At 43.7% G+C, this 12,246-nt stretch carries 13 protein-coding genes; 9 read left to right on the top strand and 4 right to left on the bottom strand.

Annotated elements, in window-relative coordinates; translation table 11 throughout:
* Nucleotides 1–22 precede the first annotated feature (22 nt).
* The 7 genes from ACOOEY_RS00560 to ACOOEY_RS00530 all read left to right on the top strand — a co-directional run bounded on the left by ACOOEY_RS00560 (nucleotide 23) and on the right by ACOOEY_RS00530 (nucleotide 6,925).
* Nucleotides 23–1,624: a UxaA family hydrolase gene (locus ACOOEY_RS00560; RefSeq protein ID WP_420386713.1), complete on the top strand. Its 1,602-nt coding sequence runs from the start codon at nucleotides 23–25 to the stop codon at nucleotides 1,622–1,624.
* A 241-nt stretch (nucleotides 1,625–1,865) separates the two neighbouring features.
* Nucleotides 1,866–2,639, top strand: coding sequence for an SDR family NAD(P)-dependent oxidoreductase (locus tag ACOOEY_RS00555; protein ID WP_420386712.1), 774 nt, complete (start codon nucleotides 1,866–1,868; stop codon nucleotides 2,637–2,639).
* A 13-nt stretch (nucleotides 2,640–2,652) separates the two neighbouring features.
* Complete coding sequence (locus ACOOEY_RS00550) at nucleotides 2,653–3,498, top strand: fumarylacetoacetate hydrolase family protein (RefSeq protein ID WP_420386711.1); 846 nt, start codon at nucleotides 2,653–2,655, stop codon at nucleotides 3,496–3,498.
* Nucleotides 3,495–4,319 (top strand): amidohydrolase family protein, encoded by an 825-nt coding sequence (locus tag ACOOEY_RS00545; RefSeq protein WP_420386710.1) that lies wholly within the window; start codon nucleotides 3,495–3,497, stop codon nucleotides 4,317–4,319. The genes ACOOEY_RS00550 and ACOOEY_RS00545 overlap by 4 nt, the downstream gene beginning before the upstream one ends.
* Nucleotides 4,320–4,328: 9 nt before the next feature.
* The gene (locus ACOOEY_RS00540; protein WP_420386709.1) at nucleotides 4,329–5,102 is read left to right on the top strand and encodes an SDR family oxidoreductase; all 774 of its coding nucleotides are present in this window, start codon (nucleotides 4,329–4,331) and stop codon (nucleotides 5,100–5,102) included.
* An 8-nt stretch (nucleotides 5,103–5,110) separates the two neighbouring features.
* Nucleotides 5,111–6,418 carry an L-fucose:H+ symporter permease gene (gene fucP, locus ACOOEY_RS00535; protein ID WP_420386708.1) on the top strand — a complete coding sequence of 436 codons (1,308 nt, stop codon included), beginning with the start codon at nucleotides 5,111–5,113 and terminating at the stop codon, nucleotides 6,416–6,418.
* Nucleotides 6,419–6,595: 177 nt separating this feature from the next.
* Entirely contained in the window at nucleotides 6,596–6,925 is a 330-nt protein-coding gene (locus tag ACOOEY_RS00530) for an L-rhamnose mutarotase (RefSeq protein ID WP_420386707.1), read from the top strand.
* 49 nt (nucleotides 6,926–6,974) lie between these two features.
* Here ACOOEY_RS00530 and ACOOEY_RS00525 read toward each other — a convergent pair whose 3' ends face one another.
* The 4 genes from ACOOEY_RS00525 to ACOOEY_RS00510 form a co-directional block, all read right to left on the bottom strand.
* Nucleotides 6,975–7,367, bottom strand: coding sequence for a hypothetical protein (locus ACOOEY_RS00525; protein ID WP_420386706.1), 393 nt, complete (start codon nucleotides 7,365–7,367; stop codon nucleotides 6,975–6,977).
* A gap of 212 nt (nucleotides 7,368–7,579) precedes the next feature.
* Nucleotides 7,580–8,152, bottom strand: a complete 573-nt coding sequence (locus ACOOEY_RS00520) for a dihydrofolate reductase family protein (RefSeq protein WP_420386705.1) — start codon at nucleotides 8,150–8,152, stop codon at nucleotides 7,580–7,582.
* Nucleotides 8,149–8,598: an SRPBCC domain-containing protein gene (locus tag ACOOEY_RS00515; RefSeq protein WP_420386704.1), complete on the bottom strand. Its 450-nt coding sequence runs from the start codon at nucleotides 8,596–8,598 to the stop codon at nucleotides 8,149–8,151. Before ACOOEY_RS00515 ends, ACOOEY_RS00520 begins: the two co-directional genes overlap by 4 nt.
* A gap of 1 nt (nucleotide 8,599) precedes the next feature.
* Nucleotides 8,600–8,914 (bottom strand): ArsR/SmtB family transcription factor, encoded by a 315-nt coding sequence (locus ACOOEY_RS00510; protein ID WP_420386703.1) that lies wholly within the window; start codon nucleotides 8,912–8,914, stop codon nucleotides 8,600–8,602.
* 239 nt (nucleotides 8,915–9,153) lie between these two features.
* Here ACOOEY_RS00510 and ACOOEY_RS00505 point away from each other — a divergent pair, with 239 nt between their 5' ends.
* Both ACOOEY_RS00505 and ACOOEY_RS00500 read left to right on the top strand, forming a co-directional pair.
* On the top strand, nucleotides 9,154–9,483 hold the full coding sequence (locus tag ACOOEY_RS00505) for a PadR family transcriptional regulator (RefSeq protein WP_420386702.1): 330 nt from the start codon (nucleotides 9,154–9,156) through the stop codon (nucleotides 9,481–9,483).
* Nucleotides 9,483–12,200, top strand: coding sequence for an ABC transporter permease (locus tag ACOOEY_RS00500; protein WP_420386701.1), 2,718 nt, complete (start codon nucleotides 9,483–9,485; stop codon nucleotides 12,198–12,200). The genes ACOOEY_RS00505 and ACOOEY_RS00500 overlap by 1 nt, the downstream gene beginning before the upstream one ends.
* Nucleotides 12,201–12,246 lie beyond the last annotated feature (46 nt).

The following is a 12,246-nucleotide window of genomic DNA, read 5'->3' as shown; positions in this document are numbered from 1 at the left end:
TTAACTTGGGGCTTACTCAACTATGCGTCAACTTTTACAACTCAACTCTACTGATAACTGCCTTGTCGCGTTGACAGACCTGGAGCCGGGGGTTTACCCATACGGTGAAGGTCTTCAATTGAAAGTGAAGGAATCCATTCCTGCTAAACACCGAATAGCACTGGTCGATTTACCAGCCGGTAGTACACTGACTCATTATGGTGTAAGTGTGGGTAGAACCACCCGTATGGTGGCTCAAGGCACACGCTTAAGTACTGAAAATCTGGTACATCAAGCCGATCCTTCTGAAATCAGAGAGGTAAATTATCAATGGAAACTCCCCGATATATCCAGGTTCGAAGGAAAGACCTTTATGGGTTATCATAGGGCTGATGGAAAAGTCGGGACAGCCAATTACTGGCTATTCGTACCCCTGGTCTTTTGTGAAAACAGAAACCTCCGGGTGATAGAAGATACCCTGAATACTACGCTCGGTTATCAAAAGGAAAACAACTATGTCAGCTATACCCGGTCATTGCTGGGTGAGGAATTCACGGAAAGGAAGATTGAAACCAAAAGAGTTTTTGAGAATGTAGATGGTATCCGTTTTCTCTACCATGATGGTGGTTGTGGCGGTACGAGACAGGATTCTGAGACTTTATTGAGGTTGCTGGCGGGTTATGTGCATCACCCCAACGTGGCAGGTGCTACGGTTTTGAGTTTAGGCTGCCAGCATGCCCAAATCCACTGGTTTAAGGAGATACAGGGAGAACTCTATCCCAATTCAGACAAACCTGTTATCTACCTTGAGCAACAGCAGATCAAGTCAGAGGAAATGCTGATTAAAACCGCTATTGCTCAGACCATAGAGCAATTAAAACAGGCTAATCAGATCAAACGAACTCCGGCACCATTGAGCAAGCTGGTCATTGGTCTGGAATGTGGCGGCTCCGATGGCTTCTCCGGGCTATCGGCTAATCCGGCTGTAGGCCATGCTTCGGATTTGATTTCGGCCCTGGGAGGCTCCAGTATATTATCGGAATTCCCCGAATTGAATGGCGTAGAGCAAAACCTGATAGATCGGTGTAAGACCAGGCCTTTGGCGGAGAAGTTTATGACTCTTCAGGAGGCCTATTCTAAAAAGGCTGTTGCGGCCGGCTCCGGTTTCGATATGAATCCATCTCCCGGGAATATCAGGGATGGACTAATCACAGATGCTATTAAATCCGCAGGAGCAGCCAAAAAGGGTGGTTATGCCCCGGTCACCGATGTACTTGACTATACTGAGCCCGTTGTTCAACCCGGTTTAAACCTATTATGTACTCCCGGCAATGATGTGGAATCTACTACAGGCATGGCAGGTAGTGGAGCCAATATCATTCTCTTTACCACTGGATTGGGTACACCAACGGGTAATCCCGTTACTCCCGTGATCAAGATCGCTACAAATTCGAAACTGGCAGAGGCTATGCCTGATATCATTGATGTAAATGCCGGTGCGATTATTTCAGGTGAGAAGACTATAGAGCAATTGGGAGAAGAAATACTGGAAGAGATCATTGCAGTAGCCAGTGGAAAAGCCACTAAAGCCATGCAACTCGATCAGAACGATTTTATACTTTGGAAAAGGGGAGTTTCGCTTTAGGAGGGATTTAATGAAAGCATCGCTTCCTATTGCAGAACAAGAGCTGAACTCGTCATTCCCGCGCAGCCGGGAATAACAAGTTGGACAAAGAGAAATAAATTGAATAATGAAAACTTTTGAATCAAACCTAAACGACTCTTTTGGACGATTCGCATACCTCTGTCACCCTTTAGGGCTGGGGTTAGTTCGCACTAAAGTTCAGAGAACTTGATTTTAAAGCTTTTCATCATAAACGGACATCATGAAACAAGCATTTGATTTAACAGGAAAGACGGCAGTAGTAACCGGGGGTGGAAGTGGTATAGGAAAGGCCATTTCCAAAGTATTGGCTAGGCATGGAGCTATTGTCAATATACTGGACCTGAATGATGCCACGGGACTGGAAACGGTAGATGAAGTGGCTGAGGAAGGAGGTAAGGCAGAATTTATTCCTTGTAATGTAGCCAGTGCCGAATCGGTAAAGAAAGCTTTTGAGCAGGTTGGTCCCCAACTCGATATCCTCATTAACAATGCCGGAATTGCTCATGTAGGTAACCTGGAAGGCACTTCTGAAGAAGACCTCGATAAGATATATGAAGTGAATGTAAAAGGCGTCTATCTCTGTCTCAGGGAAGGGATTCCTTTAATGAAGGAGAAAGGTGGCTCAATTATCAATGTGGCCTCTATTGCCTCTGTGGTGGGAATAGCAGACCGCTTTGCTTATAGCATGAGCAAAGGAGCCGTGTACACCATGACACTTTCTGTAGCCAAAGATTACCTGCCTTATAATATCCGATGTAACTGCGTGGCCCCGGCTCGCATTCACACGCCTTTTGTCGATGGATTTATTGCCAAAAACTATCCGGGCAAAGAAGATGAAATGTTCGACAAGCTCTCCAAAACTCAACCCATCGGAAGAATGGGTAAGCCTGTAGAAGTAGCCAATCAGGTGCTCTATCTGGTTTCTGATGAGGCCTCTTTTATTACCGGTTCCTGCTATCCTATCGATGGGGGATATATTACACTAAACAGCTAATACAACCAATTCGATGAAACTATTCAGATACAAGAAGCAAGGACAAGTTAAAACAGGAGTAAGTCTTAATGGAGAGCATTACGATGTTAGTGATCATATCAATGAATATGATCGCGATTTCTTTGATGAGGGAGGAATAGCTAAACTGCAAGCCGTTGTAGCCAAAGGAGAACTTCAAAAGATTTCCGGAGACATTGCGTTTGATGCGCCTATATATCGTCCTGAAAAGATCATTTGCATTGGCCTCAACTATAGAAAACATGCTGAGGAAAGTGGTATGGAACCACCTAAGGAACCTGTGGTCTTCTTTAAAGCTCCAAGTAGTTTGACGGGTCCATTCGACCAAATCATTATCCCTAAAGACAGCCAAAAGACTGATTGGGAAGTAGAACTGGCAGTGATCGTTGGTAAGAAAGCCAGCTACGTCAGCGAAGCCGATGCGATGGATTATGTGGCAGGATATGCTCTACACAATGATGTCAGTGAACGCGAATTCCAACTGGAAAGAGGTGGGCAATGGGTGAAGGGTAAGAGCTGTGACAGCTTTGCGCCATTAGGGCCTTACATTGTCACTCAAGACGAAATACCCGATCCGCATAATCTCAACCTATGGCTCAAAGTAAACGGAGTGACCATGCAGAACGGCAATACCTCTGATTTCATTTTCAACATCCCTCAGGTCATTAGCTATCTGTCCAGATTTATGAGTCTCATGCCGGGAGATATTATTTCCACAGGAACTCCTGAAGGTGTAGGTCTTGGAATGAAACCTCCTGTCTATTTGAAACCGGGAGATGTAGTTGAATTAGGTATTGATGGATTGGGTCAGGCTAAACAAAAGGTAGTAGCTCATTCATGAGGATTGACTCACATCAGCACTTCTGGCAATACGATATCAACAGACATAGTTGGATCAATGATGATATGTCTGTTATTCGGAAAGACTTCCTTCCACAAGATCTTGACCCCATACTGAAGGACCATGGAATTGATGCTTGTGTAGCGGTTCAGGCTGATCAGACCGATGAGGAGAGTCACTTTCTTTTGGGGTTGGCTGAAGAAAATCCCTTTGTCAAAGGGGTAGTGGGTTGGACGGATTTGAAGTCTTCTGAACTTGACCAAACACTGGAGATGTATCAACAGAACGGTTTACTGAAAGGCTTTCGTCATATCCTACAGGGAGAACCGGAGGGTTTTATGCTGGATGCCGCGTTTGTCAAAGGTGTATCACGACTGAAAGACTTTGGTTTTAGCTACGACATTCTGGTTTACAGCAGACAATTACCGGAAGTGGTAGAGTTGTTGAAGCAACTCCCGGAAATGCCATTGGTGATAGATCATTTTGCCAAGCCGGACATAAAAGCCGGAGAGTTCGATGTCTGGTTTAAGCACATGCAGACACTTTCGGGCTACGACCATCTGCATATTAAGCTTTCCGGTTTGGTAACAGAAGCTGACTGGAAAAGCTGGCACATGACCGATTTTGAGCCATACATCGAAAGCATATTAGCGCTTTTCGGTCCTGAAAGAATCCTTTTTGGCTCTGACTGGCCGGTTTGCCTGGTAGCCGCTTCCTATGAGCAGGTTTTAGAAATAGTAAATCAGTATATTGAAAAGTTAAGCATGGAGGAGCAGAAGGCTATTATGGGGCTGAATGCTCAGCATTTTTACAAGCTTTAATCTGAATAAATGGACTTAGGTATCAAGGATAAAGTATTCATAGTCACGGGCGGTGGAAAGGGTATAGGAGCAGCTATTACAAGCCAGCTGGCAGAAGAGGGAGCTATTCCGGTGATATTCGATAGAGATGAAGAAGCAGCCACTCAACTGCAGGCTCAGTTAGGGCCCGAACATGTCTATTTTCAGCAAGTTGACCTATGTGATACTGATGCTTGTCAAGAAGCGGTATCGACTACCATTGACTTATTAGGAAGAATTGACGGGCTTGTCAACAATGCCGGAGTAAACGATGGGGTGGGATTGGAATTTGGCAGCCCGCAACAATTCAGAGCTTCACTGGAAAAGAACCTGCATCATTTTTATGATATGGCACACTATTGCCTGCCGCACTTGAAAGATACTCAGGGTAACATTCTAAATATCGGCTCCAAGACGGCTGAGACAGGGCAGGGCAATACCTCAGGTTATGCAGCGGCTAAGGGAGCGATTATGGCTCTCACCAGAGAGTGGGCTGTGGAATTGCTTCCCCATGAAATCAGGGTAAATACCATCATTCCGGCCGAAGTAATGACCCCTTTATACAGACAATGGCTTGACACTTTTGATGATCCAAAAGAGAAAGAAAAGTCCATTACGGAAAGGATTCCTCTGGGTAAGAGAATGACTACCGCTGAAGAAATTGCCAGTACGGCCGTGTTCTTATTATCCGCTAGGGCAGGACATATCACGGGCCAGCATATTCATGTGGATGGAGGCTATACTCATTTAGACCGACTTATTTAACATCACCTATGACTGAAACTTCAACTAAAGCCAGACTGGTAGACAGGAAAATCCTCCTTCCTTTTATTTTGATCACCTCTCTTTTCGCCCTATGGGGTTTTGCCAATGCTGTGACTGATCCCATGGTGCAAGCCTTTAAAAAAGTACTGGAACTTACTAATTCTCAGGCGGCATGGGTACAAATGGCTTTTTACGGAGGCTATTTTTGTATGGCTTTGCCTGCCGCACTTTTTGTAAGAAAATACTCGTACAAAGTTGGTGTACTCATCGGTCTGGCCTTGTATGCATTGGGCGCTCTGTTGTTTTATCCGGCAGCTATTACCGAACAATTCTGGTTCTTTTGCCTGGGACTCTATGTACTCACCTTTGGTCTGGCCTTTCTGGAGACAACCGCCAATCCCTATATTTTGGCGATGGGGTCAAGAGAGACTGCGACACGCAGACTCAATCTGGCACAAGCCTTTAATCCTGTCGGATTACTACTGGGGCTTCTGGTAGCACAGCAGTTTGTGCTTAAGAAATTACAGTCAGATGATATCACTGATTTCTCCACGCTGGACCTGGCCAAAAAGACATTGATCCGCACTTCAGACCTGATGGTGATCAGAGATCCTTATGTAGTGCTGGGCCTGGTGCTTATCGGTATCTTTATTCTGATTGCTGTTAATAAGATGCCTCAGGCTAAGGGTGACGGACAAATTCCTAACCTGAAAGATACATTCAACTCGCTTTTCAGGAATAGGAAATATATGCTGGGTGTATTGGCTCAGGTATTTAATGTAGGTGCCCAGATCATGTGCTGGACTTACATCTATCAATATGCTGAAGCCATTGGTATCGCCAGCGCTGATGCTGCTAATTATCAGTTTGGAGCTTTTATCTGCTTTCTGGTGGGGCGTGCTATTGGTACTTATTTGCTCAGGACCATTAAGGCAGCTCCTCTGCTCACCTATTTCTCCATCATGGCCGTGATATTGACTCTGGGTACCATTTACCTGCCAGGTGAATATGGCTTATATGCACTGGTTGGCATCACCTTGGGTATGTCTATTATGTTTCCCACCATCTACGGCATCTCGCTGGATGGTCTGGACGAAGAAGAGTCAAAGATTGGAGCGGCAGGACTGGTGATGGCCATTGTTGGAGGAGCTTTAATGCCCAAATGGCAGGGGATGATCATTGATATTGGAGGGAGTGGAGTAAATGACACGACCATTGCGGGTGTGGCTGAGGTTAATTTTTCCTTTATTCTCCCGCTGATTTGCTTTGTCTATATCGCCTGGTTTGGGCGTAGAGTTGGTAGATTGGGGAATTAGGGAATTAGGGAAATAGGGAATTAGTTAATTGGTGACTGGGAATAGTGAATCAGAAATCGGAAAACAGTGGATCAGTATATCAGTGATCAGGGAATTAGTTAATTGGGAATCAGAAAACGGAAAACGGAAAGCAGATTTCTGTAGTTAAATCTTAATTCAAAACTCAACTATCAAAAATTGAAAAGGTATTGTTTAACACTCGATCTCAAAAACGATCCTCAACTGATTGAGGAGTACAAGGAGCATCACCGTGATGTTTGGCCTGAGGTGATACAGAGCATCAAGGCTTCCGGTATCCAGAGTATGGAAATCTACCACATAGAAACACGTCTCTTTATGATCATTGAAGCCTCCGATGACTTTAGTTTTGAAATAAAAGCCCAAATGGATGCATCCAACGACAAAGTCCAGGAGTGGGAAACTTTAATGGATACTTATCAGCAAAGACTTCCTTTCGCCAAAGCAGGAGAGAAGTGGGTGTTGATGGAGAGGGTGTTTGAGGTGTGAGTATAAAGCTTTCAAAAAGAAAAACCCCAGTTTGTATTGGCCTAAAGCGTTAGTCTTCTTCTGTTTCATGAAAGTCCGAGAATCTGACCTCTTCATCATATTCTAAACTGGGATACTTACTATCATATCTATCATGTAGAACTATATGGAGTCTTTTGAATAAAATGCCAAGAATCTCCCTTTCATTTTCAATATCATATGACATGCTAACAATATGCTCCTTCTCTTCAGAACTCCTTTCTTTATCAACGCAAATTAAGGAGACGTAAAAGTTTGTTGTTCCATACACGGACAAACCTACTATCGTAAACCTATCTTCATTTAAGTTAAAATACTTTCCAATACTTCTTAAATCATCTCCATTTGAGGGACCACCAAGGAAATCAGAAATGTCTGCCGCTACTGTTCCTTTAAAGTCGTTATACTGCACACTTGCTTTCATTTTGTATTAAGTCATTTGTCAGGTCCAATAGTTAGGAATTTAGTAGAATAATTGCAAGGGTTACCGTCATTCAGAAGGAGAATCATCCTGATGCATATCAGGGATGAGGCGACTGAAGAATCTCAAACTATGTGCAAGTAGCCCTGGGGATTCTTCGGTCGAACACTTTCGATTAATATCGAAATGTTCTCCCTCTGAATGAGGGGTATTTCCTACCTCTCCACCACATAACTCAACTCAATCACTCCGGAAGCAAATTGCTGGGTAGAAGTGAGCTTAAGATTAGATTGGTTCATGGTATCAGTGAATAAGCGAACTCCCTTTCCAAGAATAATGGGGTTTACGAACAGCCAGTAGCCGTCAATCAGGTTGTGCTGCATTAGTGTATGTGTGGCTGTAGGACTACCAAAGACCAGAATCTCTTCTCCGCTTCCTTGCCTGATCTTATTGATGCTGTCCACCAGGTTATCGCTGATAAGGGTAGTGTCTGGACGGTGGTTATCAGGAGTCAGAGTTTGCGATAAAACTACCTTGCGTACTTTCTTATACCAGGCAGCATGTTCAATATCATGTTTGGAGGCATTGGGCTGATCTGCCGCGGTAGGCCAGTAACTTTCCATCATCTGATAGGTGACTCGTCCATACAAAGCTGTATCGCTGTTGCTAATTCTCTTTCCCACATGATCAAATAGTTCCTGATCAACTTTAGCCCAACTTAGTTCTCCATTGGGGCCTGATACATAGCCGTCAAGGGATACATGCATAAATGAAATAATCTTTCTCATACGTTTAGTCGTTTTACAAATTCTGAAAGTCTCTCAATGTTTTGTATCAGGCCAACATCGGCCTTAAAGGCCCTGATTGTTTCTTCCATGGTAGGAGCCGAGTCAAAAATATTGGTCCAGGTTACTTTGGTATGTTCCCCTTCTTGAAATAGCTCTACTACTATGTTAAATTTTGGGTGCTCTTTGTGCTCCATGACGAGCTTTTGGAGAGGCTTCACTTCCTGGTAATGATAGAAGTTAATAAAGTCAGTTCCATCAGGTGCATGCATGGTGAAATCGAAGATGCCGCCTTCCCTGACATCCATGGTTCTGATGGTATTTGTAAAGCCTTCGGGTCCCCACCAAACACTGATATACTCAGGGGTGGTTAATACTTTCCAGACGAGTTCGATCGGAGCTTCGAAAGTTCTGGTAATGGTCATCGATCTGCTGCTAATATCTTCCACTTTATTTCTTTTTTAATTCATTCAATAGGTTGTCCATTCTGTCTAGTCGATTATTCCAGAGCTTTCTGAAAGGTTCAATCCAGTCTGCAACATCAGTCAATCTGTCGACTTCTAACTGACAATACCGTTCACGACCTTCCTGCTCAATACTGATGACCCCACATTCCTTCAGGAATTTAACATGAAGAGATACCGCCTGTCTTGTCATGTCAAACTGTTCGGCCAGGGTATTCACTCTCTTTCTTTCCTGAGTGAGTGACATTAAGATTTGCCGTCTGGTAGGATCGGCTATGGCTTGAAAAATATCTCTTCTCATGGTCAATGGTTTATAATGCGCAAGTTATTGCTTGCTCTATTATTACGCAAGTAATTCCTTGCATAATAAATTTAGTGTCTATGAAAATCCAACCATTTGTGTACTGACACCTGATAGTAACAGACCTCAGTTTTGACCGGCTTTATGCTATGGCGGTGATTCTTTACAGATAAACGCCCCTTATCATTGCTTCAAAATTTATTAGTTATAACTTTGTATAACATACATTCTTATAACAAATGAAAAATAAAGGGCTCGGAGAATTCGAAGAGTTGGTATTACTGGCAGTCTGCATTCTGAAAGGAGAGGCATACGGTATCAATGTTAAAAAGGAAGTGGAGAAACATTCCGGGCGCACAGTGTTGCTGGGGGCTGTCCATATTACCTTGTACAGATTACAGGATAAAGGCTTGTTAAAGTCGGAAATGGGCGGTAACAGTGATAAAAGGGGAGACAGGCGCAAGCGACTGTTTGAGATTACCAGCCTGGGTATGCAACAGCTGGAATCGGCACAGGAGGTGCGTCAGAAAATGTGGTCACTCATTCCTCAACTTAATTCCGGTCATTAATGCCTGTGCCACATCCACCAAAATTAGCCAACTGGCTACTTTCAAGGCTGGTTGGCCCTGAATATCACGAAGAATTTTTTGGGGATCTACAGGAAGTCTATGAAGAGCGCCTGGCCCATGGATCAATATTCCGGGCCAAAAGCATGTATTGGGTCGATGCATTGCACCTGCTCTTCGGTTTCACCTCATTCAAACTTTTCAAAACTCAAAATCACAACATCATCATGTTCAAATCCATGTTCATTATTGCCTGGCGCAATGCCATCAGACATAAGCAGTTCACATTTCTCAATGTTTTAGGACTCACAATAGGTATTAGCATTTCGCTGACTATCGGGCTTTATACTTACTATGAACAGAATTTCGATCAGTTCCTAAGTCAGAAGGACCAGGTCTATCGGGTCAATCAACCTAATATCTGGGGTGATTGGACCGAAATGACCTCTGCCACAGGGCCCAATGTGGCAGTGGCTCTGCGTGAGGAAATGCCGGAATTCAAAGAAGTAACCCGTCTTTTGAATCAGGGCGCTCAGTTTACCCGCTATCAGGATGAAGATGGTCGCATGCTCTCCTTTAAGGAGGACAAACTTTTTTGGGCAGAAGAAAATTTCTTCAGGGTGTTTCCCTATGAGATGCTGGCCGGAAACCCAAAGACAGCCCTGGATGCCCCAATGACCATCGTTTTGACGGAAAGTGCAGCTAGGAGATATTTTGGTATAACCCAGGTTTTGGGTCGAACACTAGAGATGCGTGAATGGGATGGAACTTGGAAAAGCTACATGGTGTCGGGAGTTTTAAAGGACGTACCGGCCCAAAGTCACTTACAATTTGATATGCTTATTTCCTTAAGCAGTGCCAGGGAACAAATGGAAAGAGATGGGTGGAAATGGATATGGACTGCCTTTGCTACTTATGTATTGGTAGATGAAGGAGCCGACATAGTAGGTATCAATGATAAACTACAGGCAATTCCACCTAAGTATGCGCCACCTACTACAGAAAGAATCTTTAATCAGAGCTTTGAAGAATTCACTGCCGGTAACCCCTGGAAGCTGGATTTGCAGGCATTACCAGATATCTACCTCGCTAATGAGCCTGGCTATAATTCATTTGGTCCGGTTGGTAATGCTCAATTTGTTCAGATTTTCATGGTTATAGGTTTTGTGGTGCTGCTGTTGTCCTGCATCAATTTTATGAACCTATCAACAGCTCGCTCTTCTGGTAGGGCGAAGGAAGTAGGGGTGAGAAAAGTGTTGGGTTCTCAGCGAAATACACTGATCAACCAGTTTGTATTTGAATCAGTGTTATTCGTTGCCATCAGTACCATTTTGGCCTTATTCCTTGTCAATGCCTCTCTTGGATGGTTCAATAGTCTGGCCCAGAGAGAACTGGTGCTTTTGCCTCTTTTAGCTGAGCCAAAGGTTTGGTTAGTTTTGATATCATTCATTTTTACTCTAGGTCTGTTATCCGGCAGTTATCCGGCATTTTACTTATCGTCTTTTAAACCAATTGAGGTCATCAGGGGAAAATTTACCAGAGGCGAGAAAGGGAGCCTGCTCAGGAATGGCTTAGTTGTCTTTCAATTTTCCATATCGGTTTGCCTTATTATTTGTTCGCTTTTTGTTCAGAAGCAATTGAAGTATAGTTCTAATATAGATTTGGGTTTATCTGAAGAGAATGTACTTCAAATTCATAATATTGAACAGTATGGCTTCCAGACCAATGTGATCAAATCGAAATTGGAGGGCATTGCAGCTGTTTCTGCCGTTGGTAAATCATTCGGAGTTCCTCCGAATGTGATGTCGGGAGATCGCTACCGCTCTACCGGGCCTCAGGCTGAGGTGTTCCAACTTAATAACTTGCGGATAGATGAAGACTATTTGAATGTACTGGACATTGAATTCCTTGCAGGGCGCAATTTCGATAGGGAACATCCGACCGACCAATACGCTGTTATCCTAAACGAAGCTGCGGCTCAGCTTTTAGGTTGGACAAACGAAGAGGCAGTAGGTCAGTCTGTGGCTGTAGCCTCCGGCAATGAAGATGAATTTGAAGTGATTGGGGTAACCAGCAACTTTAACTTTCACAGTACAAGACAAGATATTGGCCCATTGATTCTTATTAATGATCAGAACGATAATGTTTGGGACTATGGAGCAGGCTTATCTTTCTATTCCCTGAAACTGAACCCACAATCAGTACAATCTTCGGCTGACCTGAAAAGGGTATTGGATGAGGCAGAAGAGGTACTAAAGGACATAGATGCGTCCATACCTTTCGAATATAGTTTTATGGATCAGTCCTTTGAAAATGCATTCCGCAAAGAAGAGAGAATGGGAAAAGTGCTGAATTTCTTCACCTTAATGGCCATGATCATCGCCTGTCTCGGTTTGTTTGGTCTTGCAGCATATTCTGCTGAGCAACGCACCAAAGAACTTAGTATCAGAAAGGTGCTTGGAGCGAAAACAGCTCAACTTACCTGTCTTTTTAGTACTCGCTTTGTGAAATTGGTGGGATTATCAATTCTCATTTCTACTCCTTTAGCTTATTGGCTCGTAAGCCTTTGGCTGGAAGGGTTCGCCTATCGTACCCCAATACAGTTAGGTGTGTTTGTATTGGCCTCAGGTCTCAGCTTACTGGTGGCAATACTTACAACGGGATATCAATCGCTTTATGTCGCCAGTCGCAACCCTGTTGATATGCTGAAAGGGGAATAGGGCTCACTTTATACGAAGTGAGAATTACCTTTATTAACATCTATAC

This window comes from Roseivirga sp. (assembly GCF_965216855.1).
Taxonomy (GTDB): Bacteria; Bacteroidota; Bacteroidia; order Cytophagales; family Cyclobacteriaceae; genus Roseivirga.
The sequence above is the reverse complement of the archived record's forward strand: the minus strand, read 5'-3'. Positions and strand labels throughout refer to the sequence as shown.

What these genes read in the sequence shown, in the direction of transcription:
- ACOOEY_RS00560 (WP_420386713.1), top strand. Translation starts at nt 23, where the DNA reads ATGCGTCAACTTTTACAACTCAACTCTACTGATAACTGCCTTGTCGCG.
- ACOOEY_RS00555 (WP_420386712.1), top strand. Translation starts at nt 1,866, where the DNA reads ATGAAACAAGCATTTGATTTAACAGGAAAGACGGCAGTAGTAACCGGG.
- ACOOEY_RS00550 (WP_420386711.1), top strand. Translation starts at nt 2,653, where the DNA reads ATGAAACTATTCAGATACAAGAAGCAAGGACAAGTTAAAACAGGAGTA.
- ACOOEY_RS00545 (WP_420386710.1), top strand. Translation starts at nt 3,495, where the DNA reads ATGAGGATTGACTCACATCAGCACTTCTGGCAATACGATATCAACAGA.
- ACOOEY_RS00540 (WP_420386709.1), top strand. Translation starts at nt 4,329, where the DNA reads ATGGACTTAGGTATCAAGGATAAAGTATTCATAGTCACGGGCGGTGGA.
- fucP (WP_420386708.1), top strand. Translation starts at nt 5,111, where the DNA reads ATGACTGAAACTTCAACTAAAGCCAGACTGGTAGACAGGAAAATCCTC.
- ACOOEY_RS00525 (WP_420386706.1), bottom strand. Translation starts at nt 7,367, where the DNA reads ATGAAAGCAAGTGTGCAGTATAACGACTTTAAAGGAACAGTAGCGGCA.
- ACOOEY_RS00520 (WP_420386705.1), bottom strand. Translation starts at nt 8,152, where the DNA reads ATGAGAAAGATTATTTCATTTATGCATGTATCCCTTGACGGCTATGTA.
- ACOOEY_RS00510 (WP_420386703.1), bottom strand. Translation starts at nt 8,914, where the DNA reads ATGAGAAGAGATATTTTTCAAGCCATAGCCGATCCTACCAGACGGCAA.
- ACOOEY_RS00505 (WP_420386702.1), top strand. Translation starts at nt 9,154, where the DNA reads ATGAAAAATAAAGGGCTCGGAGAATTCGAAGAGTTGGTATTACTGGCA.
- ACOOEY_RS00500 (WP_420386701.1), top strand. Translation starts at nt 9,483, where the DNA reads ATGCCTGTGCCACATCCACCAAAATTAGCCAACTGGCTACTTTCAAGG.